Annotated in this window: 19 protein-coding genes; 16 read left to right on the top strand and 3 right to left on the bottom strand. The window is 69.9% G+C overall.

Annotated elements, in window-relative coordinates; all coding sequences use genetic code 11:
• Nucleotides 1-32: 32 nt before the first annotated feature.
• The 3 genes from tcuB to WJ35_RS18320 all read right to left on the bottom strand — a co-directional run bounded on the left by tcuB (nucleotide 33) and on the right by WJ35_RS18320 (nucleotide 3,664).
• Entirely contained in the window at nucleotides 33-1,250 is a 1,218-nt protein-coding gene (gene tcuB / locus WJ35_RS18330; RefSeq protein WP_046423201.1) for a tricarballylate utilization 4Fe-4S protein TcuB, read from the bottom strand.
• The gene (gene tcuA, locus WJ35_RS18325) at nucleotides 1,237-2,643 is read right to left on the bottom strand and encodes an FAD-dependent tricarballylate dehydrogenase TcuA (RefSeq protein ID WP_011879755.1); all 1,407 of its coding nucleotides are present in this window, start codon (nucleotides 2,641-2,643) and stop codon (nucleotides 1,237-1,239) included. The genes tcuB and tcuA overlap by 14 nt, the downstream gene beginning before the upstream one ends.
• A gap of 97 nt (nucleotides 2,644-2,740) precedes the next feature.
• On the bottom strand, nucleotides 2,741-3,664 hold the full coding sequence (locus WJ35_RS18320; RefSeq protein WP_011879756.1) for a LysR substrate-binding domain-containing protein: 924 nt from the start codon (nucleotides 3,662-3,664) through the stop codon (nucleotides 2,741-2,743).
• A gap of 2 nt (nucleotides 3,665-3,666) precedes the next feature.
• Between WJ35_RS18320 and WJ35_RS31385 the strand changes: the two genes are divergently transcribed.
• The 16 genes from WJ35_RS31385 (at nucleotide 3,667) to WJ35_RS18245 (ending at nucleotide 23,785) form a co-directional block, all read left to right on the top strand.
• Nucleotides 3,667-3,948 (top strand): hypothetical protein, encoded by a 282-nt coding sequence (locus tag WJ35_RS31385; RefSeq protein ID WP_124259724.1) that lies wholly within the window; start codon nucleotides 3,667-3,669, stop codon nucleotides 3,946-3,948.
• A 652-nt stretch (nucleotides 3,949-4,600) separates the two neighbouring features.
• Nucleotides 4,601-6,127, top strand: a complete 1,527-nt coding sequence (locus WJ35_RS18315) for a mannose-1-phosphate guanylyltransferase/mannose-6-phosphate isomerase (protein ID WP_069239637.1) — start codon at nucleotides 4,601-4,603, stop codon at nucleotides 6,125-6,127.
• A 41-nt stretch (nucleotides 6,128-6,168) separates the two neighbouring features.
• Nucleotides 6,169-7,539, top strand: coding sequence for an undecaprenyl-phosphate glucose phosphotransferase (locus WJ35_RS18310; protein WP_034194356.1), 1,371 nt, complete (start codon nucleotides 6,169-6,171; stop codon nucleotides 7,537-7,539).
• Between the two features lie 8 nt (nucleotides 7,540-7,547).
• On the top strand, nucleotides 7,548-8,000 hold the full coding sequence (locus WJ35_RS18305) for a protein-tyrosine-phosphatase (protein WP_011879759.1): 453 nt from the start codon (nucleotides 7,548-7,550) through the stop codon (nucleotides 7,998-8,000).
• A gap of 186 nt (nucleotides 8,001-8,186) precedes the next feature.
• Complete coding sequence (locus tag WJ35_RS32265; protein WP_227893099.1) at nucleotides 8,187-8,384, top strand: hypothetical protein; 198 nt, start codon at nucleotides 8,187-8,189, stop codon at nucleotides 8,382-8,384.
• Nucleotides 8,385-8,502: 118 nt separating this feature from the next.
• Nucleotides 8,503-9,705, top strand: coding sequence for a polysaccharide biosynthesis/export family protein (locus WJ35_RS18295; protein WP_046423199.1), 1,203 nt, complete (start codon nucleotides 8,503-8,505; stop codon nucleotides 9,703-9,705).
• 54 nt (nucleotides 9,706-9,759) lie between these two features.
• On the top strand, nucleotides 9,760-11,991 hold the full coding sequence (locus WJ35_RS18290; RefSeq protein ID WP_011879762.1) for a polysaccharide biosynthesis tyrosine autokinase: 2,232 nt from the start codon (nucleotides 9,760-9,762) through the stop codon (nucleotides 11,989-11,991).
• Nucleotides 11,975-13,510 (top strand): oligosaccharide flippase family protein, encoded by a 1,536-nt coding sequence (locus WJ35_RS18285; protein ID WP_052747030.1) that lies wholly within the window; start codon nucleotides 11,975-11,977, stop codon nucleotides 13,508-13,510. The genes WJ35_RS18290 and WJ35_RS18285 overlap by 17 nt, the downstream gene beginning before the upstream one ends.
• The gene (locus WJ35_RS18280; RefSeq protein ID WP_011879764.1) at nucleotides 13,507-14,718 is read left to right on the top strand and encodes a hypothetical protein; all 1,212 of its coding nucleotides are present in this window, start codon (nucleotides 13,507-13,509) and stop codon (nucleotides 14,716-14,718) included. The genes WJ35_RS18285 and WJ35_RS18280 overlap by 4 nt, the downstream gene beginning before the upstream one ends.
• A complete protein-coding gene (locus WJ35_RS18275) occupies nucleotides 14,715-15,551 on the top strand; it encodes a glycosyltransferase (protein ID WP_011879765.1) in 837 nt (278 codons plus the stop codon). Before WJ35_RS18280 ends, WJ35_RS18275 begins: the two co-directional genes overlap by 4 nt.
• A gap of 3 nt (nucleotides 15,552-15,554) precedes the next feature.
• On the top strand, nucleotides 15,555-16,658 hold the full coding sequence (locus WJ35_RS18270) for a glycosyltransferase family 4 protein (protein ID WP_059474233.1): 1,104 nt from the start codon (nucleotides 15,555-15,557) through the stop codon (nucleotides 16,656-16,658).
• A gap of 66 nt (nucleotides 16,659-16,724) precedes the next feature.
• Nucleotides 16,725-17,555, top strand: a complete 831-nt coding sequence (locus tag WJ35_RS18265; RefSeq protein ID WP_011879767.1) for a glycosyltransferase family 2 protein — start codon at nucleotides 16,725-16,727, stop codon at nucleotides 17,553-17,555.
• Nucleotides 17,552-19,867, top strand: a complete 2,316-nt coding sequence (locus WJ35_RS18260; protein ID WP_045579542.1) for a DUF4838 domain-containing protein — start codon at nucleotides 17,552-17,554, stop codon at nucleotides 19,865-19,867. Before WJ35_RS18265 ends, WJ35_RS18260 begins: the two co-directional genes overlap by 4 nt.
• The gene (locus tag WJ35_RS18255; RefSeq protein ID WP_045579543.1) at nucleotides 19,864-22,515 is read left to right on the top strand and encodes a polysaccharide pyruvyl transferase family protein; all 2,652 of its coding nucleotides are present in this window, start codon (nucleotides 19,864-19,866) and stop codon (nucleotides 22,513-22,515) included. Before WJ35_RS18260 ends, WJ35_RS18255 begins: the two co-directional genes overlap by 4 nt.
• 1 nt (nucleotide 22,516) lies before the next feature.
• Entirely contained in the window at nucleotides 22,517-22,843 is a 327-nt protein-coding gene (locus WJ35_RS18250) for an H-NS family nucleoid-associated regulatory protein (RefSeq protein ID WP_011879770.1), read from the top strand.
• Nucleotides 22,844-22,927: 84 nt separating this feature from the next.
• Complete coding sequence (locus WJ35_RS18245) at nucleotides 22,928-23,785, top strand: IclR family transcriptional regulator (RefSeq protein ID WP_011879771.1); 858 nt, start codon at nucleotides 22,928-22,930, stop codon at nucleotides 23,783-23,785.
• The last annotated feature ends 142 nt before the right edge of the window (nucleotides 23,786-23,927 follow it).

Here is a 23,927-nt window from a genome sequence, read left to right as displayed (position 1 = left end):
GCGCGATGCCGATCCGCCTCGCATGGCCCGGATCAGTCCGGGCTCGGTTGCAGGCGAGCGGCCTGCCGCTTCTCGATCGACGCCTTGAGCAGTGCGGCGCAGCGAAAGACGCCGTGCGCGAATTTTCCGTACGGCAACGTGACGAACAGCGCCATCACGATGCCGAGGTGGACGGCAAGCAGGCACGCCATCGCGCCGCTGTCACGCCACGCGAGCAGCGCCAGCCCCGAAGTGCTCACGAGCATCAGCAGCGCGATGAAGCCGCGATCCATCGGGCGCTGCTTCGGATCGGTCCGCGCCGGGTCGCGCCGCAGGTTGAGCCAGAGCAGGCCGGCCGGGCCGATCAGCAGGCCGATTCCGCCCGCCGTCCCGAGCAGCACGGGGACGCTCGCGAACGCATACGGCGCATGCAGGTTCAGCGCGTAGTGATAGAAGGTGGCCGTCACGGTGGCCGCGAAGCACAGCATGAAGCCGTAGAACGTGAAGTGATGGAAGCGGCGTCGCGCAAGCGTGAACGCATCGTCCGCCTCGTTGCAGCCGTCGCCGTGGCCGCCGCCGAGATAGGTCAGCGCGAGCGCGTGCTGCGCCGCTTCCGCCACGGCCGGGACGCTCGCCGTGCCGGCCGACACGTCGCGCCAGAACCGTTTCACGCCGTTGCCGAGCGCGAGCATCGCGAGGCCGAACACGCCGCCGAACATCGCCGCCAGCAGGTTGTGCGGAAACACCGCATAGAAGTTGCCGTGCGCCGCGCCGCTCAGCAGCGACCCGTTCAGCGCGGCGCCGAGTATCAGGAACAGCGCGAGCCCGACGGCGAGCGCGAGCGCGATGGTGAGTCCGTTGCGCTGATAGAGCTTGCCCATCGGCGCCGGCCACGCGTACTCGACGTAGGTATCGAAGCGGACCTGCGCCATCGCCTTCGGCACGTTGACGGCGAACGCGTGCGGCGGCGCGTACTGGCATGCGTGATAGCACGCGCCGCAGTTGTGGCACAGGTTCGCGAGGTAGTTGACGTCCGCCTTGGCGAACGCCATCCGGCGCGTCATGGCGGGGAAGACCGCGCAGAATCCCTCGCAATAGCGGCACGCATTGCAGATGCTCATCTGCCGCGCGACTTCGGCCTCGTTGTCGGTGACGGGCTGCAGGCGAATGACCGGCCGGCCGGCGGCGTGCGCGGCGGGTTCGGCGCGCTCGGTGCGAGCGACGCGCGCGGCCGGCGGCGCGTCGTGGATGCGTTCTTCAAGATTCTGCACGTTGAACTCCAGTCGATTGCGCGGCCTTCGCCGCCTGAGTGCCGGCGATACGTCCGAACGCGGTGCCGATCGACATGCCGACGCCGGCCGTATAGCCCTTGCCGAGCACGTTGCCGGCCATCATTTCGCCCGCGACGAACAGGTTGTCGCTCGGTTGCCCGCCGAAATGGACTTGTGCGCGCTCGTTGACCTTGAGCCCCAGGTACGTGAACGTGATGCCCGGTCGCAGCGCGTAGCCGAAGAACGGCGGGGTGTCGAGCGGGCGCGCCCAGTGGGTTTTCGCCGGCGTGAGCCCTTCGGTGCGGCAGTCGTCGAGCGTCGTGTGGTCGAAGGTGCCGCCGCGGCAGGCCGCGTTGTAGGCGTTCAGCGTGGCGACGAACGCGTGCTCGGGCAGCTTCAGGCCGCGCGCGAGTTCCGGCAGCGAATCGGCCCGGACGCCGGGAAACACCGGCGGCATGAAGCGTCCGAGCGCCTTTGCGTCGATGATCGAGTAGGCGATCTGGCCCGGCTGCCGCGCGACGAGCCGGCCCCAGATCGCATAGCGCTTCGGCCAGAAGTCTTCCCCTTCGTCATAGAAGCGCTCTGCGTCGCGGTTGACGACGACGCCCAGCGACACGCAGTCGATGCGCGTGCAGATGCCGCCGTCGTACAGCGGCGCGCGGGCGTCGATCGCGACGCAATGCGATTGTGACGGATCGCCGATCGCGTCCGCGCCGGCGTCGATCATGTAGCGCAGCAGCACGCCCTGATTGAAGCGCGTGCCGCGGATCAGGAAGTTGTCGGCGGGCCACTCGCCGCGCTCGTCTTGTCCCCACGCTTCGCGCAACCATGCGCGATTGGATTCGAAGCCGCCTGCCGCGAGCACGCAGCTGCGTGCCTCGAAGCGTTGCGCGCCGCTGCGCGCGGCCACGAAGCGCGTGCCGTCGAGCTCGATCGCGTCGACCGGCGTGTCGTAGCGGATCTGCACGCCGAGCGCTTCGGCGCTGCGGTAATAGGCGTTCACGAGCGCCTTGCCGCCGCCCATGAAGAAGGCGTTGGTGCGCGCGACGTGCAGCGCGCCGGACAGCGGCGGCTGAAAGCGCACGCCATGCGCCTGCATCCACGGACGACAGGTCGACGACGCGCGGATCACGAGCCGCGCCAGCGCCTCGTCGGTGATGCCGCCGGTCACCTTCAGCAGGTCCTGCCAGTATTCCTCTTCGGGATAGGCGCCGATCAGCACGTCCTGCGGCGCGTCGTGCATGCAACGCAGATTGCGGGTGTGCTGCGAGTTGCCGCCGCGCCATTCGCGCGGGGCCGATTCGAGCAGCAGCACCGAAGCGCCTGCTTCGCGCGCCATCAGCGCGGCGCAGAGCGCGGCATTGCCGCCGCCGATCACGAGTACGTCGACCATCTGAGTTGTCTCCTTTGAGACGCGACTCTACGGATCGACGCGACACGCCGCCATCACGCGGACGGCAACACGTCTTCAGTTTTCGTGAAGGGAAGGGCTACGTGCGCAGCGTGGCGCCCGGCCAGCGGCCGGCCGCGACGATTTCGCGCGCCACGTCGGCGAGTACGACGCGCGCGGCCAGCCCGGCCGGCGACAGCTCGTCGTCGGACACGCTCGCGATCAGGTTGGGCCGCGTCGCATGTGCGTCGGCAATCGGAACGCTCGCGAGCGCCGCATTCTCGAGCCGCGCGAGCGCCGCGCCCGGCTGGATGGTCGCGCCGAGGCCGCCGCGCACCGCGTCCATCAGCATCGCGAGGCCGTCGACTTCGGCGGTGATGTGCGGCGTAAAGCCGGTGCGCGCGAACGCGGCATCGAGCAGCGCGCGCAAGCCATGCGGGCCGCTGGGCAGGATCAGCGGCAGCGCGCCGAGCTGCGCGAGACCCACGGGCGACCCTTCGGGCATGCCGGGCTGGCCGGCGCAGCCGATCACGAACAGATGCTCGTCGAGCAGCGGCATGACGCTCCAGCGCTGCGCGGGCTCCTCGCGGAACAGCACGGCCAGGTCGATCTGCCGCGCGCTCAGCATCGCGCCGAGGTAGCCGGACAGGCTCTCGACCATGCGCAGCCGCACCTCGGGATAGCGCTGCCGCATCGCCTTCATGAACGCGAGGCCGAGCACGCCCGTGGTGCTCGGCGCGAGCCCCACGCTGACGTGCCCGGACAGGCGCGCCTGACGGGCGGCGAGCGCCGCATCGTCGATGTGGCGCAACGCGAGCTGCGCCTGTCGCCAGAAGGCGAGCCCCGCGTCGGTCGGCACGACGCCCGTGGAGGTTCGCTGCAGCAGGCGCGTGGACAACTCGCTCTCGAGCCGGCTGATCTGCTGGCTCAGCGCCGACGTCACGACGCCGAGCTCCAGCGCCGCCTTGCCCATGCTGCCGTGCTCGACCACGCAGACGAAATAGCGCAGTTGCCTGAGTTCCATCGATGCCTCGAATTGATGCGACGGCGACATTGTCGCAGCCGACGCGCGATGCGTCGCGGGAATCGCTTTCCGATCGCCACCGGATCGCTACCGGATCGCCGGTGCGCATGAACGTCGCGACTCGAATCCCGCAGCGGAGCGGTTCTCTTTTTGTCGTTATTCGCATGCGCTCAAGCGCGCATCGATTCATGGATGAACCGCGCCGCGCTATTGCGATATTCGATTATTCATGGATGAAACGGGCGAATGATTTGCTCGCGCAGAAAATCGCCCGCCGCGTGTGATCTCGCAATCCGTAACGTATCTGCGTTACGGCGTGTCGTTACGTAACGGCCGAGAACGCGGCATTCGCGCAAACGTTACACTGGCCTGTTTCGATTTATTCAGATTATTGGCCCGCACACCTAGGTCATTGGTTTATCGATGGTTTTCCGCGCTGCAGCATCAGAATGCGCAGCGGTGGCACGGAACCTGCATTAAATGCCCCGTGCCGCAGTAGTTAATACCATAACGTTAGACCAACCATGAATTACACAAGCATTCCGATCACCGGCCGCGCCGTGGGGGCAAGGCGGCCGGGGCTGGGCCTTCAATCGACGGAGCAGGTCCGCTCGCGCGTCCGTTGCGGATTGCTGCGGCACGGCATGTCCGTCGCCCCATTTCGTGTTACCGAGCCGTTTTCCGCGCCTGCACATAACGGTGCGATGCGCGCTTTCGAGCAGGCTGCAGTGCGTTCAACGTCCGCATGGCCCTCGCGAATCGTGGCGTGGGTCCGCTAGTCGCGAATTCGATTTCATAAGGGCATTCGAATTAATTGATTGGTTCGCGCGAATGAATCGCATTCGCGGCGAATGTGCGATGCATCGGGATACCGAGGGCTTAACGCGTCCGGCATTTCCGTGCATGCGAAAACAGCTTGCATTGAGGAGCGCAAAAATGGGCGAACTCGCTTCCATCGGTAATGCGCGCATTGCCGATTCGGATCTGCACGAACCCGGCCGCGGCGGCGCCGCCGCCGCGGTCGTGCCGGTGATCCTGGCCGGCGGCGCGGGCACGCGGCTGTGGCCGATGTCGCGCGAGCAGCATCCGAAGCAGCTGACGCAGCTCGTCGGCGACGAATCGTTGCTGGAATCGACGCTGCGTCGCGTGCGCGGTCTGTCCGCGACCTTCGAGCTGGCCGCTGCGCAGGTGGTGTGCGGCGACGCGCATCGGCACATCACGGTGCGCCAGCTCGCGGCGAGCGAGCTGCGCGCGCAGGTGATCGTCGAGCCGGCGCGGCGCGACACGGCACCCGCCATGACGCTCGCGGCCGAACTTGCGCGCGTGCGGCACGGCGATGCGGTGCTGGCGGTGATGCCGGCCGATCACGCGATCGCCGATACGGCCGCGTTCGAGCGCGCGATGGAGACGGCGTTGCGCTACGCGCAGCTCGGTTGCCTCGCGACGCTCGGCGTGCGGCCGACGCATGCCGATTCGGGCTTCGGCTATCTGCGCACCGGCATGCCGGTGGCGCTGGACGGCGCCGCGGGCGCGTTCGCGCTCGATGCGTTCGTCGAGAAGCCCGCGCCGGAAATCGCCGCGCATTACGTCGCGTCCGGGTCGCACTGGTGGAACAGCGGGATCTACGTCGTGCGCGCCAGCGTGTGGCTGCGTGCGATCGCCGCGCTTGCGCCGGAGATTCATCACGCGTGCGTCGCCGCGATCCGCGACGGCGCCGCCGCGGCGGACTGCTTCCATCCGGCCGCGCAGCCGTTCGCCGCGTGTCCGTCGAACTCGATCGACTACGCGGTGATGGAGCGGCTCTCGTCGCTCGCCGAACCGCCGGCGGCCGTCGCGGTGCCGCTCGAAGCCGGCTGGTCGGACCTCGGTTCGTGGGATGGCGTCTGGGACGCGCTCGACAAGGACGCGAACGGCAACGCCGGACGCGGGCGCGTGATGTTCGAGGACGCAGCCGCGTGCTACGCGCATTCCGAGGGCCGGCTCGTCGCGTGCGTCGGCGTCAGCAACGTGGCGGTGGTCGAGACGCCCGATGCGGTGCTGGTGGTGAACCGCGAGCAGGTTCAGGGCGTCAAGTCGCTGGTGGCACGGATCAAGGCCGAACGCGGCGCGGAAGCCGACACGCATCGGCTGGTGCGGCGTCCGTGGGGCTGTTACGACTCGGTCGATCGCGGCGAGCGCTTTCAGGTGAAGCGGATCGTCGTCGATCCGGGCGCGCGTCTGTCGTTGCAGATGCATCACCATCGCGCCGAACACTGGACCGTCGTGAAAGGCACCGCGGCCGTCACGCGCGGCGACGAGCAGTTCCTGCTCGGCGAGAACGAATCGATGTACATCCCGATGGGCGTGCGCCACCGGCTCGAAAACCCGGGGCGGCTGCCGCTGGAAATCATCGAAGTGCAGACCGGCAGCTATCTGGGCGAAGACGACATCGTTCGCTTCGACGACGCCTACGGACGCGTGTGACCGCGATTGCGGCGCGCTCGTGCGCCGCGTGGAGAAAGCCCATGTTTGGAGTTCAGTCGATGGTGGCGCGCGTGCTCGACGCGGTGGTCGTGGTGGCCGCGGCGGCCGTCGCGTCGCATGTGCGCTTCGCCGATGACCCGCTCGGCCGATCCGACGCGATGGTCGTGCCGTTCGTCGTGATGCTGACGCTCGCCGTGTTTCCAGCCTTGCAGGTGTATCAGTCGTGGCGCGGGCGCTCGTGGATCGCGATGATCAGCCGCATCAGCGCCGCGTGGATCGCGGTGCAGGCCTGCAACCTGGTGCTGCTGTTCGCGCTGCATCGGGCCGATCAGGTGTCGCGCCTGTGGTTCGCGTACTGGACCGGCATCGCCGGATGTGGATTCATCGCGATGCGCATGCTCGCGTATGCGATGCTCGCGCGCGTCAGGCATGCGGGCCTGAACCTGCGCAAGGTGGCGATCGTCGGCAGCGGCGCCTATGCGGTGCGCGTGATCGAGACGCTCGCGCTGTCGCCCGCGAGCGGCTTTCGCCCGGTGCTGTTCCACGATCCGGCCGGCGCGTCCAACGGCGTGCTTCCGGCGATCACCGACTTCGCCGCGTTCGCCGCGGCCGTGCGCGCCGAAGCGGCCACCGAAATCTGGCTCGCCGTGCCGATCTGCGAGGAGCGCACGATCCGGCGCGTGTTGAAGGCGTTCGGCGACGACCTCGTCAACATCCGCTTCATGCCGGACATGCGCAGCATTGCGTGGCTCGGCGGCACGATGATGGATCTGGTCGGGATGCCCGCGATCAATCTGGTCGCGTCGCCGATGTCGCATCGCGCGCTGCTGCAGAAGGCGCTGTTCGACCGCGTGTTCGCGGCGGCGGCGCTCGTCGCGCTCGCGCCGCTGCTCGGCGCGATCGCCGTCGCGGTGAAGCTGTCGTCGCCGGGCCCGGTGCTGTTTACGCAGTATCGGAAAGGCGCGGACGGCCGCGTCTTCCGCATCTACAAGTTCCGCACCATGCGCGTACACGCCGACCCGGCCGGCGTCGTGCGTCAGGCCACGCGCGGCGATGCGCGCATCACGCGGGTCGGCGCATTCCTGCGCCGCACGAGCCTCGACGAACTGCCGCAGTTCTTCAACGTGCTGCGCGGCGACATGTCGGTCGTCGGGCCGCGGCCGCATGCGATCGAGCACGACGATCTGTACCGGCCGCTCGTCGACGGCTACATCCATCGCTACCGGATCAAGCCCGGTATCACCGGCTGGGCGCAGGTCAACGGCTATCGCGGCGAAACCGACCAACTCGACAAGATGGTCGGGCGCGTCCAGCACGACCTCTATTACCTGCGCAACTGGTCCTTCGGGCTCGACATGCGAATCGTCGCGGCCACGGTGCTGAAGGGCTTCGTGCATCCGAACGCGTACTGAGGCTGCCCATGATCGAACGCATTCTGATCGTTTGCGACGGCAACGCGTGCCGCAGCCCGATGGCGAGCGCGATGCTCGCGCGGGCGCTGCCGTTCATCCAGGTGCGCAGCGCGGGACTGATCGCGCTGGCCGGGCGGCCCGCCGCGCAGGCCGCGATCGACGCGATGCGCGCGCGTGGCTTCGACCTCACGCCGCATATCGCGCAGCCCGTGCATCTGGGCCACGTGCGCGCCTCGCAGCTGATTCTCGCGATGACGCTCGTCCAGTGCCGCGAAATCGAACGCCGCTATCCGTTTGCGCGCGGCCGCGTGTTCCAGCTCGACCACGCGACCAAGCGCGATATCGAGGATCCGGTCGGCAAGTCGGCGGACGTGTTCGACGCCGTGGCCGCCCATATCGAGCGCGCGGTCGCGCAGTGGATCGCACGCATTCCGGCCGCCGCCGCACATGGAGGCGCGTGATGCGACGGCGCGCGCTGCGGTTCGCGATGCTCGCGTGCGCGATCGGCGCAGCGGCGCCGCACGGCGGTGCGTGTGCGGCCGCTGCGCTGACGGTGTCCGCGCGTGGGCTCGCCGGCCTCGCGAACGTCGCGCGCGGATGGCGCGCGTGGCGCGCGTGCAAAGCCGGCGGCCGCGTCCGGCGTTGCCGTGCCGGCAGCCGGCGATTACGCGCTGCTGCCGATCGAGCGGCGCATGCGTGCGTTCTCGCTCGACGCGCCCGACCTGCCGGGCGTGCCGCGCGCCGGCCACGCGCGCCGCGTCGCGGTTCCGACTCGCGGCGCGCAGGACGGTGCGCGCGACGACTGGCCCGGCCTCGCGCCACCGTGGGCTCGCTCGCCATGGTGACCGACCGCAACGCATGCGAGCGGCGCGCACGGACGCTCGCCGTCGCGCAACGAAACGAGAGCCGCCGTGCGCCTGCTGCCGCGACGGACGCAACGACAGCCCGACATACGAGGCCGCAATGAATCGAGCATCAGACGTTGTATCGACCGCAGGCCGTTGGGGCCGCCGAGGCCGACCGGGCCGTTGGGGCCGCGCGCTGGCGCCGCTCGCGCTGTCCGTTGTCGTGGCCGGCTGCGCGGTCGCACCGGGCATGCGGATGAACGACGCGCCGGCCCTTCAGCTGAGCAGTGCGCGCAACGGCGAGCCGGCGCGGGCGCTCGACGTGCCGATCCGCGAGATCGACGTCGACCTGCTGCAGCGGATGCGCGACGGCGACGGCGGCGACGCCGGCGACCGGTCGGCGAACGTCGATGCGCTGCTGGCCGAGCGTGGGAAGGGCGGTTACCGCATCGGCGCGGGCGACGTGCTGCAGATCACGGTGTGGGACCACCCGGAGCTGTCCGCGGCGGCGCCGACCACCCAGACGTCGTCGACGCAACGGCCGAGCGACCCGGTCGGTGGCTTCGTCGTCGACGAGAACGGCAGCGTGCAGTTTCCGTATGTCGGCACGGTCGCGGTTACAGGCAGGACGACGACCGAGGTGCGCGATGCGTTCCGCGTCGCGCTCGCGAAAACGTTCCGCGATCCGCAGGTCACCGTGCGCGTCACGTCGTACCGGAGCCAGCAGGTCTACGTCGAAGGCGAGGTGCGCAATCCCGGCAACCAGCCGATCAACGACGTGCCGATGACGCTCATCGAGGCGCTCGATCGTGCGGGCGGCCTGCAGCCCACTGCCGACCGCAGCCGGATCGAGCTGCTGCGCGGCGACGCGCGCTACGTGCTCGACCTGTCGCGGCTCGTCGCGCGGCGGATCGACCCGGCGCGCATCCTGCTGCGCAATCGCGACGTGCTGCGCGTGCAGTCGCGCGAGGACAGCGGCGCATACGTGATGGGCGAGGTCACGAAGCCGACGCTCGCGCTACCGCTGCGCGACGGGTCGCTCACGCTCGGCGACGCGTTGCAGCAGGCCGGCAGCTTCAACAGCGGCACGGCCGACACCGCGCAGGTGTACGTGATCCGCGCGCGCGGCTCGCGTACGCCGGACGTGTTCCATCTCGACGCGAAGTCGCCGGTCGCGATGGTCCTCGCGAACGACTTCAGGCTCGCGCCGAAGGACGTCGTCTATGTCGACGGCAACGGCCTCGTGCGCTTCAGCCGCGTGCTGTCGCTGCTGCTGCCCGCGATCAATGCCGGCATGACCGGCGCGCTTGTCGCGAAATGAGCGCCCGCCGCGTCGCAGCGACCGCGCTGTAACCCGATAGACACTGGATTCGCCATGAACGACCTCTCCGAAGCACGGCTCTACGACGCGGCGTTGTACGACGATGCGCCGCTCTCGTCCTACGTCGACATCGTGCTGGCGCGCTGGCGCCTCGTGCTCGGCATCGCGGCCGGCGTGTTCCTGCTGGGCCTGCTGTACGCGGTGTTCGCGACGCCGGTGTATCGGGTCGACGCGACGATCCAGGTCAACGAATCGACCGCCGCCGGCAACTCGCCGCTGCACGACATCGCGGCGCTGCTCGACAACGGCAGCACGACCGCCGCCGAACTCGAGCTCGTGCGTGCGCGCATGGTGATCGACGCGGTCGTCACCAAGCAGCATCTGAACCTCGTTGCCGAGCCGCGCTATGTCCCGCTGATCGGCCGCTGGGTCGCGCGCCGCTATCGCGGCGAAGGCATCGCGCCGCCGCTGTGGGGCCTGTCGCGCTTCGCGTGGGGCGGCGAGCGGTTCGACGTCGCGACGTTCGAGACGGCCGGCGCGACGAGCCACGACGGCGTCGATGCGCTGGACGGGCTGTGGTTCACCGTGACCGCGCTGGACGGCGGCCGCTACATGCTGCGGGACGACGACGACGCCATCGTGCTGAGCGGCGCGGTCGGCGCACCGGCGCATGGCGAGTACCAGGGCAAGCCGCTGACGCTGCTGGTCGCGGCGCTCGACGCGCGCCCCGGCACGACGTTCCGGCTCAAGCGCATCCCGCAGATCGAGGCCGTCGCGCAACTGCAGGACGATCTGAGCGTCGAGGAAAAGGCGAAGCAGTCGGGGATCCTGTCGGTCACGCTCGAGGGCGACGACAAGGTGCGCATCAGGGAGATCCTGAAGGCGGTGGTGGACGGCTACGTCGCGCAGAACCGCGACTACCGGAGCAAGGAGGCGGCCGCCACGCTCGAGTCGCTGAAGATCAGCATGCCGGCGGTCGAGCAGACGCTGAAGGACGCCGAGGAGCGCTACGCGAAGTTCCGCGCGCGCACGCGCACGGTCGATCTCGACGAGCAGGGCAAGCTGCTGCTCGGCCAGGAAGTCGACATCGACACGCGCATGCTCGAACTCAAGCAAAGGCGCGTCGACCTGATCGCGCGCTTCGCCGACGGTCATCCGGCCGTGCAGGCGCTCGATGCGAACCTCGCCGAACTCGCGGGCAAGGCGGCGGAACTGCGCACGCGCGAAGCGAGGCTGCCCGATACGGAGCGCGAGGGCCTCGCGGTGCTGCGCGACGTGCGCGTGAACACCGAGCTGTACACCAACCTGCTCAACACCGCGCAGCAGCTGAACATCGCGAAGCAGAGCGAGATCGGCAACGTCCGCGCGGTCGACCAGCCGGTGCTGCCGGTGAAGCCGGTCAAGCCCAAGCGCCTGCTCGTGATCGCGCTGTCGCTGTGCGTCGGCATCGCGCTCGGCGTGGCCGCGCCGTTCGCGCAGCGCGCCGTGTGGGGCCGCGTCGAACACTCGGAGCATCTGGAGCAGGCGCTCGGCGTGCCGGTCTATGCGGTGGTGCCGCACAGCCGCGCGCAGCGGCGCCTCGTGCGCAGCCAACAGCGCGCGGCGCAGGGCCCGCACGTGCTCGCCTCCGAGATCCCGGAGGACGTCACCGTCGACGCAATCCGCAGCCTGCGCACGACGCTGCAGTTCACGCTGTCCGAGACGGGCCACCACGTGATCATGGTCACGAGCCCGCAGCCGAACGCCGGCAAGTCGTTCCTGTGCGCGAACCTCGCGTCGCTGTTCGCGTCGGGCGGCAAGCGCGTGCTGCTGATCGACGCGGACATTCGCCGCGGTCAGGCGCATCGGCACTTCGGCCTGCCGGCCGCGCCGGGGCTGCCCGACGTGATCGCGAGCGGCGCGCTCGAGCGCGGCGTGCAGCGCACGTCGATCGCCGGCGTCGACGTGCTGCCGCGCGGCGCGGTCGCGCGCACGTCCGAGCTGTTCAACGACGGCCGCTTCAAGACGGTGCTCGACGCCGCGTCGCGGCGCTACGACATCGTCATCGTCGACACCGCGCCGATCCTCGCGCTGCACGACGCGGCGACCATCGGCCGTCACGGCGCGACGACGCTGCTGTGCGTGCGGCACGGCCGCAGTTCGATGCCGGAGATCCGCGAGGCGGAGCGACGCCTGCGCAACGCGGGCATCGCGATCAGCGGCGTGGTGCTGAACGACGTGCCGCGCCGGCAGGCCGTCTACGGCACGTACGGCGAACGGAATTACGCATATGAAACCGAGCACTGAGCCGGCGCTGCGCGAGTTCGCGCCTGCGCCCGTGCCCGCTCATGCGCACGCGTCGCCCGGCGGCGAGCGGCTCGGTGCGCGCACCGTGCGCGGCCTCGCGTGGGCGCTGGTGCAGGCCTGGGGCGGCAAGCTCGTCACGCTCGTCACGTATCTGCTGGTCGCGCGCTGGCTCGGTCCGGCCGACGTCGGCCTTGCCGCGGCGGTCACGTTGTCGCTGTCGCTGGTGCTGATGATCGCCGAAGGCGGCCTCGGCGATGCGGTGGTCCAGCGCGCCGCGCTCGCCGACGACGATCTCGAATGGCCGTTCGCGTTCTCGATCGGCATGGCCGTCGTGCTCGCGGCCGTGCTGTTCGCGCTCGCCGCGCGCGTCGAAGCATGGCTCGGCGTGCCGGGGCTCGCGCCGTATCTGCGGGTGGCCGCCGCGTTCGTGCCGATCGGCTCGGCCGGCTCGTTTCAGGAGGCGCTGTACAAGCGGCGGCTCGATTTCCGGACGCTCGCGATGCGCCAGCTCGTGTCGGTGAGCGTCGCGGGCGCGGTGGCCGTTGCGCTCGCGGTGGCCGGCGCCGGCGCGTGGAGCCTGATCGCGCAGGCGGCGACCTTCATGACGGTCTCCGCGGCGTGGCTGTGGCGCCGGCCGGTATGGCGTCCGCGCGGCCGCCGCAACGTGTCGACGTTCGCGCCGCTCGCGCGCTTCGGCGCGCATGTCGTCGCCGCGCGGCTGATCGACTGGTGGGCGACGCGCACCGTCGACCTGATCGTCGTCGCGCTGTACGGCGCGGCCGGCCTCGGCATCTATGCGATCGGCGCGCGGCTCTATCAGACGGCGCTCGAGCTGCTGTGCCGCGCGGCGACCGACGTCGCGCTCGCCGTGCTGTCGCGCGTCGCACACGACGCCGAGCGGATGGCGGCCACCTACGTCGACGTCACGGGCCTCGCGGCGATGACGGCGGCGCCGCTGTTCGTGCTGATGGCCGTGTTGAGCCACGACATCACGATCGTGCTGTTCGGTGCGCGCTGGGCCGCCAGCGCCGCGGTCATGACGCCGCTGATGGCGCTCGGAGCGGTGCAGACCGTGCAGTTCGTCAACGGCGCGTTCCTCGCGGCGCGCGGCCGCCCGCACGTGACGATGTGGCTGACGCTCGTCAAGCTCGCGCTGGTGCTCGCGACGATGGTGGCCGTGCCGTCGCAGCGCGTCGCGCAGCTCGCATGGCTGTACGTCGGCGCGGTGCTGTGCATCACGCCGCTCAGTTTCGGCGCGGTCGTCGTCGAGCTGGCAGTGGACCGCGCGCGGCTGCTGGGCCGGCTCGTGCCGCCGTATCTGATCGCCCTCGGCTGCGCGGCGATCGTGCGGCAGGCGGGCGCGCATCTCGGCGGCGTGCCGGTCCTGGTCCGGTTGCCGCTGCTGATCGTCTGCTTCGCGAGCGCGTACGTCGGCGCGACGTGGATGCTGCGCCGCGACACCGCGCGCCGCACCGTGTCGATGCTGATCGCACTGCGCGCGGCGAGGAGCGCGACATGAGCGCCGTCGTTGGTCCGTTGTCGCATTCCGCCGCGCCGACGCCCGCGCGGCGCGCGCGCTTCGACGTCGCCGACGCCGTCCTGCTGGCGCTGCTGCTGCTGAATTCGATCCAGTTCCTGAAGATCGGCGGCGCGCAGCTCGGACAGCTGTTCGCGGTGCTGGTGCTGCCGGTGCTGCTGGTGCGTCGGCGCATCCACGTCGGCGCATGGGAAGTGTGGGCGTTCGCGCTGTTCGCGGGCGCCGCGCTGTCGACCACCTTCCTGTCCGGCTATCCGCGCTTCAAGGCCGCCGAGCAGATCGTGAAATTCATCTTCGTGATGCCGGCGTTCTATCTGATCGGCCGCTACTACGGCGCGCGCGCGTGCCGGCGGCCGCTGCCATTCGGCTATGTCGCGATCGCGGCATTCGTCGCGATCCAGTACGCGCTGCAGTACTTCGACGTGCCCGTGCTGTATGAGAAAGTCGATTTCATGCAGAACGCCGTTCACGGGTCGTTCAAGGAGCGCAACTGGTTCGCGGCGTTCTTCTTCCTGAGCGCGTACGCGTGCTTCCTGCAGTCGCCGCGCCGCGTGTCCGACGTCGCGAAGTTCGTCGCGCTCGCGCTGGTCGTGACGCTGCTGAGCGAATCGAAGACGGTGCTGATCGCGTGCGCGCTCGTGATCCTGCTGCAGGTGCGCGGCCATCTGTTCGCGAAGGTGCTGACGATGGCCGCCGGCGCGGCGTTCTATCTGTACATGTTCACGCGCGAGCTGACCGGCGACCAGCTGCAGGTGCGGCTGCAGCAGGAGCGCGGCCTTGCGTTCGTCGAGTCGGTCAAGCTCGTCGGCCGCGACTGGATCGGCCACGGCTTCGGCTTCGTCGAGCATTACTTCTCGCATTCGGCGGTCGCCGTGCGCGGGCTCGGCGAGGGCACGAGCGCGGTGTTTTGCGCGCCGCTGGACCTGCTGCTGGTCGCCGGTCCGATCGGGCTGCTCGCGTGGGCCGTGTTCTTCGGCGGCCTCGGCCAGGGGCGGCGCGCGATGCTGCTGCTCGCGCCGATCGCTGCCTGGTCGCTGATCAATCCGATGCACCAGAGCGAAACGTCGTTCCTGTTCCTCGGCTATCTCGCGTCGTTCGCCCGCGCGCCGCGCGCGGTCCGCCGGACGGTGCGCGCCGCACCGCCCGCCGCGCGGCTCCGATCCCCGTTCCCTTCCGTGCCCATCCGATGAAATTCTCCCTGATCATGGCGACGCTCGGCCGCAGCGACGAGATCGAACGCATGCTCGATTCGCTGCTGCAGCAGGCCTACGCCGACCTCGAAGTCATCGTCGTCGACCAGAACCCGGACGCGCGCGTCGCACGCATCGTCGAGCGGTATCGCGAGCGGCTGTGCATCGTCCATCTGCGTTCGGAGAAGGGCAAGTCGCGGGCGACCAACGTCGGGCTGCAGGCGGTGACGGGCGACGTGGTCGCGTTCCCCGACGACGACTGCTGGTATCGGCCCGGCACGCTCCACGCGGTCGCCGCGCTGCTGTCCGCCGACCGCATGCTCGACGGCGTGACCGGCATGAGCATCGATGCCGCGGGGCGGCCGTCGCAGGGACGGTGGGCCACCGCGGCGCAGCCCGTGAACCGCTTCAACGTGTGGGTCTGCGCGACGTCCTACACGATCTTCCTGCGCCGCTCGGCGGTGAGCGCGGCAGGGCAGTTCGACGTCGAGCTGGGCGTCGGTGCGACGAGCCGCTGGGGCGCGGGCGAGGAAGTGGATTTTCTCGTCCGTGCGTTGCGCGCCGGGTGCCGGATCGGCTACGACCCGCAGTTGCGCGTACATCATCCCGAGCCGCTCGCCGTGCTCGACGAGCACGCGTATGCGCGCGGCCGACGCTACAACCGCGGCTTCGGCCACGTGCTGCGCATCAATCGCTATCCGCTCGCTTACGTGCTGTACATGATCGCGCGGCCCGTCGCCGGTTGCGCGCTGGCGTTCGCGCGCCGCAATCCGCAGCGCGCGAAGTACTACTGGATCGCGGCGTCGCATCGGCTGCTCGGCTGGATGGATTGAGCGATGAGCACGCCCTTCTCCATTGCGACGACGGCGGCGGCCGATGCGGTTGCCGCGTGCGCGGATTGCGGCGATCACGCCGATCACGCCGCCCGCGTACCCGTTACCGTCTATACGGATACGCGCTGGCCGGCCGCCACCGGCATCCACAACGTGATGGCCGCTTACGCGGCGCGCGCGCCGTCCAACATCCGCATCGCCCCGTTGCCGGTCGGCGGCGGCGTCGCGCATCCGCTGTCGCCGCTCGCGCTGAGCCGCGCGCTGCGCAAGCTGCCGGCGCGCAATGCAGTGTTCTGGAATCCCGGCTTCGTACCGGCCGCGTGGCCGGGCCTGCCGTCGGTCGTCGTCGTGCACGATCTCACGCATCGCCACTTCTATACGCGTGCGCATCGGCTGTACTACGACACCGTGCTGCGTCCGCTGTACCGCCGCTGCTCGGCCATCGTCTGCGTGTCGGCGTTCACGCGCGACGAATTCCTCGCGTGGTCGGGCATGCCGCCCGAGCGCGTGCACGTGATCCACAACGGCGCCGACGACGCGTACACGCACAATCGCGACACGCTCGGCCATCCGTTTCCGTACGTGCTGTATCCGGGCAACCGGCGCAACTACAAGAACCTGCACCGGCTGATCGAGGCGTTCGGCGCGAGCGGGCTGGTCGCGCTCGGCGTGCGGCTGATGCTGACCGGCGCACCCGATCCGGCGCTGCTCGAGCACGCGGCGCGGCATCGCTGCGCCGACGCCCTCACGTTCGCCGGCGTCGTGCCGAACGACGCGATGCCGAAGCTGTATCGCGGTGCGTTGTTCGTCGCGTTCGTGTCGCGGTACGAGGGCTTCGGGCTGCCGATCCTCGAGGCGATGGCGTCGGACGTACCGGTGCTGACGTCGCGCGTGTCGGCGATGCCCGAGGTGGCCGGCAGCGCGGCGATGCTCGTCGATCCGGCGTCGGTCGCCGACATCGCGGCCGCGATGCGGCGGCTCGGCACCGATGCCGGCTGCCGCGAGGCGCTCGTCGCACGCGGCCGCGCGCAGCTTCGCCGCTTCAACTGGGACGACTCGGCGTGCCGCTTCTGGAAACTGATCGAGCAGGTCGGCGCGTCGGGATGACGCGTGCGGCAACGCACAGAGCCGGACCACCGGCCAGCACATTCAACCAACGCGCGGGGTATCACGATGGAAACCGAAGGAAGAATCAGCGTCATCGTCGTCAACTACGGCACGCCCGACATGACGCTGCGATGCGTGGCGTCCTTGATCGCGTTGCGCGTCGCGCATGCCGGCGACATCGTCGTCGTCGAGAACGCGTCGCCGGACGACTCGTACGCGCGCTTGCGCGGCGAACTGCCGGGCGGCGTCCGGCTGCTGCGCGCGGCGTGTAATCGCGGCTTCGGCTCCGGCGTGAACTTCGGGATGGCCGCGTGCCGGCGCGACTACGTGCTGGTCGTGAACCCCGACACGCGCTTCGACGAGAACGGGCTCGCGAAGGTGCTCGACCTGTTCGACGCGTGCCCGCAGGCCGGCCTCGTCGGGCTCGACCTGCAGTATCCCGACGGCCGCCGCCAGTATTCGGCGCGCCGCTTCTACAGCTGGCTCGACATCCTCGCGCGGCGCACCGCGCTGGGCCGCTCCGACCGCTTTCGTGCGCGCGTCGACCGGCATCTGATGATCGACGCGTGGGCGTGCGGCAATCCGTTCGATGCCGAGTGGGTGATGGGAACGGGCTTCGTGGTGCGCCGCGAACTGTTCGAATCGCTCGGCGGGATGGACGAAGCGTATTTCCTCTACATGGAGGACGTCGACCTCTGCGCGCGAACCTGGCTCGCCGGCTATCGCGTGCTCGGGATGCCGGGCGTCACGCTCGTGCACGAGCATCAGCGGCAATCGGCCGCGAGCCCCGTATCGCGCGCCGGACGGCATCATCTGCGCAGCCTGTGGCGGTTCTATCGCAAGTTCCACGTGCCGCTCGCGTTGCCGCCCGGCGTGTCGCGGATCGCGCGGCAATGACGCGCCTGCCGTTCGCCGCGATCGCGGCGTGCATCGCGCTGGCCGCGCTATGCGGCAGCGTCGCGTCGGGCAGCGCCCACGCGCAGCGCGCGCCCGCGTCGCACGTCCGGCTCGCGCAGCACGGCGTCGCGCGCTACGTCGTGCGCGCCGGCGCGGCGGATGCCGTCACGCGTCATGCGGCGGACGAGATCGCCGATTACCTGTCGCGAATCAGCGGCGCGTCGTTCGCCGTGTCGAACGATGCGCCGGGCCGCACGCCGGCCATCGTCGTCGGCGGCGAGCATGCGGCGCGCCGCTGCGGCGACGCGGCGCTCGGCAGCGACGGCTTCGTGATCTGCCGCAGCGGCAGCGATCTCGTGATCGCCGGCGACACCGTGCGCGGCACGCTGTTCGGCGCGTACTGGTGGCTCGACCGCAGACTGGGCGTGAAATGGCTCGCGCCCGATGCGACCGAAGTGCCGCGGCAGCCCGAGCTGCAGGTCGAGACCACGCCCGTGCTGCAGATCCCGCGCTTCGCGTATCGCGAGGTGCTGAGCGCCGAGGGCGAGGACAAGGCGTTCCGTGCGCACAATCTGCTGAACGGCGAATCGCACGGGCCGTCGTATCGCCCGTCGCCACCCGGTATCGACATCTGGGATCACAGCTGGCTCGCGCGCGACGGCGAGGCCGATTTCTGGACGCTGGTGCCGCGCGACCGTCATGCGTCGGCTCACCCGTCGTGGTATGCCGGCGGGCAACTCGCGATGATGTCGGACGAGGTCCGCGCGACGATGGCCGCGGAGATCGTCAAGCGCCTGAAGCGTCGCGCCGACCCGACGCGCATCTGGTTCGGCATCCACGCGATGGACTGGGGCTGGGACCCCGACGACGCGAGCCGTGCGTTTGCGCACGCGCATGGCGATGCGCCGTCGGCGGCGTTCGTCGACCTGGTGCGCGACGTGTCGGAGCGCGTGCGCGCCGAGGTGCCCGGCGCGCGCTTCGCGATGCCGGCCTATCACTGGGGCTTCGCGCCGCCCGACGGCATGCTCGTCCCGGACCACGTGCGCGTGTACCCGATGACGATCCAGGTCGACTACAGCGCCGCACTGAACGACGCGCGCAACGCGCGGCTGCGCGACGGGCTCGTGCGATGGAACGAGATCGCGCAGCACGTGACCGTGTGGGACCACGTCGTGGACTTCGGCGGCTATCTGCAGCCGACGCCGAATCTTTATCCGATCGGCCGCAGCATCGCGTGGCTCGCGACGTTGCAGCACGTCGACGGCTACTTCGCGGAGGGCGACTGGCAGTCGCGCGGCGGCGAGTTCGCGAGCCTGCGCGTGTGGCTGATCGCGCGGCTGCTGTGGACGCCGACGGCCGACGCGCGCGCGCTCGTGCGCGAATACTGCGACGCGTATTACGGCGCGGCCGGCCCCGCCATCGTGCGCTACATCGACCGCATGCACGCCGCGCTGCGCGCGAGCGGCGACGTGCTCGCCGAGCAGACGCCGCTCGGCATGTCGATGTACACGTACGAGTTCGTGCGCGACTCGGAACGCGATTTCGACGCGGCCGCCCGCGTGGTCGACGGCGATGCGCTGCACGGCGCGCGCGTGCGGGCCGCGCGCATGCCCGTCGATTTTGTGATCCTCGCACTGCGCGATCGTTATGCGGCGCGCGCGGCGCAGGACGGCTGGGATCTCGCACTCGGCGCGCGGCGCGCGCGCCTCGACGCGGCGATTCAGGCGGCCGGCCTGCGCCAGTACCGGCAAAGCGGCGATCTCGCCGCACTCGATGCATTGCTCGACATCGACCGCCATCCGGTCGTCGCGCCGTCGATCGCGGCCGGCGTCGCCGCCGCCGACTGGCGGGCGATCGAGGTGTCGCGCGTGAATCTGTACGACAGCGCGCGGCTGGTGGCCGACGCCGCTGCGCCCGAGGGTGCGGCGATCGCGATTCGTGGCGATTCGGGCGTCTGGGCGGTCCAGCTGAAGCTCGACACGCTGCCGCGCGACGGGCGCTGGGATCTCTACGCGTCGGTGCGGCTGCCGGAACGCGGGGCGTCGGCGGCTGCCGTGCGCGTCGGCGCGTATCCGCCGATGACGCTGTACACCGACACGCCGGCCGGCATGCTCGACGACGCGCAGTTCCGCTGGCTGCCCGTCCTCGGCGGCCCGTTCGTTCACGACGTCGATCACGAACGCGGCATCTACGTTCATGGCGTCGGCTTCGCGCGCGGGCAGTCCGTGCGGGTCGGCGCGTTCGTCGCCATTCGTCATCGTGCGCCCGACGGCGCGCAGCCGCCGGCGCCACCCAAAGGAAGTGCTTCATGAAAGTCGCGATCGTTTCACCCGTTCCGCTGTTTCCGGTCAACGCCGGCAACCGCAGCCGCATCCTCAATCTGGCGCGCGCGGTGCGGTCGCTCGGCTGCGACGTGCACTTCGTCTACCTGGAGTCGCGGCAGACCGGCGGCATGGACCTCGACGCGCATCGCGACGAATTCGGCGCCGACCACGTGCAGGTACTGCATCGCACGGGCGTCGCGCTCGCGTGCTATCGGCTCAAGCGCGTCGCATGGCTCGTGCGTCGGCTGGCGGCGCAGGCGGTCGGCAGCCGTCACGCGTACTACACGGGGCTCGACGAACTGTTCAGCGACAGCTTCTCGTCGCAGCTGCGCGCGTTGCAGCGCCGTCATGCATTCGACGCCGTGTTCGTCGAATACGTGTTTTATTCGCGTGCGCTCGACGCGTTCCCCGACACGGTCGTGAAAGTGCTCGACACGCACGACATCTTCGCGGACCGGCACGTGCCGTTTATCGGTCGCGCGGGCGCGAAGCGCTACATGTTTTCGATTCCGCCGGAGCGCGAATGCGAAGGCTTGCGTCGCGCGCACGTCGCGCTGGCGATCCAAGCCGACGAAGGCGACGCGCTGGCCGCGCGCCTGGGCAGCGATGGCGCGCCGTCGGTCGCGGTACTGAGCCACTTGCTGGCGTTCCCGCCGCAGGTGGACTGCGCGCCGCATGCCGACGCGACCTTCGTCGGCAGCGACAACCAGCCGAATCGCGACGCCATGCAGTATTTCGTCGACGAGATCCTGCCGCACGTTGTCGCGCGGCTGCCGGCGTTTCGCGTGCATCTGGCCGGCACGATCGCCGCGGCCGTGCCCGACGGCGCGCACGTCGTCAAGCGCGGCCCGGTCGCCGAGCTCGGCGATGCGTTCGCGTGCGCGCCGATCTCGATCAACCCGATGCTGCTCGGCACCGGCATCAACATCAAGCTGCTCGAAAGCATGGCGCTCGGCGTGCCGACCGTCAGCACGCAAACGGGCGCGCGCGGCCTCGGCGAGCACGCGGCGGGCGGCGTCACGATCGTGCCCGATGCGGACCCGCGCGCTTTCGCCGATGCGCTCGTCCGTCTCGCGACGGATCGCGCTCATCGCGTCGCACAGGGCGCGGCGGCGCGCGATGCCGCGCGCGCATGGCACGACGCGCAGTTGCGCGTGCTGCGCGAAACGCTCGCACATCGCGCGTGCGCGCGTGCGCTTGCACCTTCCACCATCCAGAGGAAACCGGACATGTCGAAACTGGCGGATCTGAAGCAGCGGCTGCGCGTGTGGCTGTACGTGAAGCGATTGACCGCGCAATGGCGCCGCGAGGCCGCACGCTGCGTCGCGCGCGACGATGCGGCGGCCGGCGCGCATCTGCTGATACTGCCGTGCGATCCGTGGACGCTGGTCGGCTCGAAAGGCGACGAGGCGATGCTGAGCGCGGTGGTCGAACGGTTGCGGGCAGCCAACCGCGCGTTGCGGGTCTCGGTCGTCACGGCCACGCCGCAGGCCGCGCAGGCCGCGACGCGGATGGGCTTTCGCGCGGTCGACGCATGGCGCGAGCCGTGGCGGCTCACCGACACGGTCGAACGGCTCGCGGCGCTGCGCCCGAGCGCGCTGGTCATCATCGGCGCCGACGTGATGGACGGCTACTACTCGCCGATGACGTCGCTGCGTCTGCTCGCGACGGCCGATCTGCTGGTTCGGCGCGGCGTGCGCGGCACGATTCTCGGCTTCAGCTTCAACGCCCGGCCGTACCGGCCGTTGCGGCACGCGTTCGATTGCCTCGACGCGCGGCTGCTGGTCAACGTTCGTGACGACGTGTCGCTCGACCGATTCAGGCGTTTCAGCTCGGCGCCCGCGACGCTCGTCGCGGATTCGGCGTTCATGCTGGAGCCGGATCACGCTTCGGACAGCGTGCGGGACACCGCCGCATGGATCGACGCACGGCGCGCGGTCGGCGATGTCGTGATCGCGTTCAATCTGCATCCGATGCTGATCCGTGGCGCCAGCGACGCCGACATCGCCGCGCTGGTCGCGGCGGCGCAGCACGCGCTTCGCGCGATCGCGGCGCAACGAGGGCTCGGCGTCGTGCTGCTGTCGCACGACTATCGCGGCCGCGACGGCGACGACACGTGCCTCGAGCCGCTGCATCGCGCGTTGGCCGCGGCGTTGGGCGAGCGGCTTTGCTATCCGCGCGCGCGCATGTCGGCGGCCCAGCTGAAGGCGATCGCGGGGCAGGTAGACGGCGTGGTGACGGGCCGCATGCATCTGGCGATCGCGAGCCTCGGGATGGGCGTGCCGGTCGCGGCGCTCACCTATCAGGACAAGTTCCAGGGGCTGTTCCGCCATTTCGGCTTGTCCGACGCCTTCCTGCTGAAGCCCGCCGATGCGATGCGCGCGACGCGTCTCGCGGCGGTGCTGGAGCGGTTCGTGGCGGCGCTGCCGCAACTGCGCGAGCAGGTGCGTGCCGCGCTGCCGCGCGTGAAGGACGCGTCGCTGCGCAATCTGCGCGGCATGATCGGCGAGGTCGACGAGATCGACGCGATCGAGCCGTCGTGCGCGGCGGCCTTGCCCGTTGGTCTCCATTCCAAGCCGCGCACGAGCACCGGCGCGCTCGCCCCTCAACCTGTCGAGTTTTCCCGGAACGCATGACATGACGCATCCGACCATACGCGAGCTGCAGCGGCAGCTCGGTCAATTGAACCTGATCGTCGAAGAAGCGCGGCAAAAGGAGAAGCAGGCGCGGCTGAACGAAATTGCGGCGCACGTGCGTGAGTTCGGCATCACCGAAATCGAACTACTGCGTGCGGCCGGTTTCGTCAAGGCGGGGAAGCAGAAGGCGCCGGCGAAATACTACGATCCCGACACCGGCCGCGCGTGGTCGGGCAAGGGCGCGCGCCCCGGCTGGCTGGCCGGCAAGAATCTCGACGACTACCTGATCAGGACGACCCCACAGCCGTGGTGGCCGGAAACGCCTTGAGCGCGCTCCCGCTGCCGATGTCCGGGTATCGCGCGGCCGCGCGCCGTGCGAATCGAACGACCACCTTAAAGGGTAATGGCTGACATGCGCAATCCAGAGACGGACCCGAGCGATTCGGGCAATCCGGTGCGCCGGAAGAAGGTGAACTATCGCGCGCCGGCGCTCGAGAAGGGGCTCGATATCCTCGAATTGCTGATCGATCGGCAGTACGGCATGGCGCAGGCGGACATCTGCCGCGCGCTCAAGCGCAGCCGCAGCGAGCTGTACCGGATGATGCAGGTGCTCGAGGAGCGCGGCTACATCTACCGGATCGATCGCCACGACCGCTATGCGCTGACGATGAAGCTGTATTTTCTCGGCCAGCATCACGCGCCGACGCGCTCGCTCGGCGCCCTCGTCACGCCGGCAATGCAGGAGTTCACGCTGCAGACCGTGCAGTCGTGCTACCTGACGGTGTTCGACGGCGACACTATGATCGTCATTGCCGCCGCCGACGCCGAGACGGAGTGGAACATCGCGGTTCGCGTCGGCACGCGCGTGCCGTTGCAGGGCAGCGCGGCCGGCGAGATGTACGGGGCGCTGCAGGGTGATGATGCGCGGTCCCGCTTGCTGCGGGCGGGCGCGCGAGCAGTCGGCTTGCCGGGCGCGTCGGGCCACGATGAGGCGGCGGCATCGCGTTGGGCGGACGGATGCATCCGCCGCCCGAACGCGCGCATTGCGGGCGTCACGGATATCGCGACGCCGATCGTCGACAAGACCGGTGCGGCCATCGCGATCCTCGCATGTCCGTACTTGACGCATCCTGACGATGCCGGCGCCATGCCGGTCGAGCAGGTGGGCGTCGCACTGTACGAGACGGCGCGGCGGATTGCCGCGACGGTCGACCAGCGGTTCATGCAATCGGCGGTCGAGACGCCCGCGCGGCGCGCGACGTGCGCATGATGCCGGCGTGACATGCAGTGCGCCGGCGGTCGCGCGCGATCGCCGGCTTCCCGTCGTGGGCGACACGATCGTCGGCAAGCGGCCGCTCGCCACGACGGCCCGCATAAATCAGAGTTCTACGATATCTACACGCGTTCGCCGT

Origin of the sequence: Burkholderia ubonensis (assembly GCF_001718695.1) — a bacterium.
Classification (GTDB): Bacteria; Pseudomonadota; Gammaproteobacteria; order Burkholderiales; family Burkholderiaceae; genus Burkholderia; species Burkholderia ubonensis_B.
Note: the sequence above shows the minus strand (reverse complement) of the source record. Positions and strands in the feature narration are given on the sequence as shown.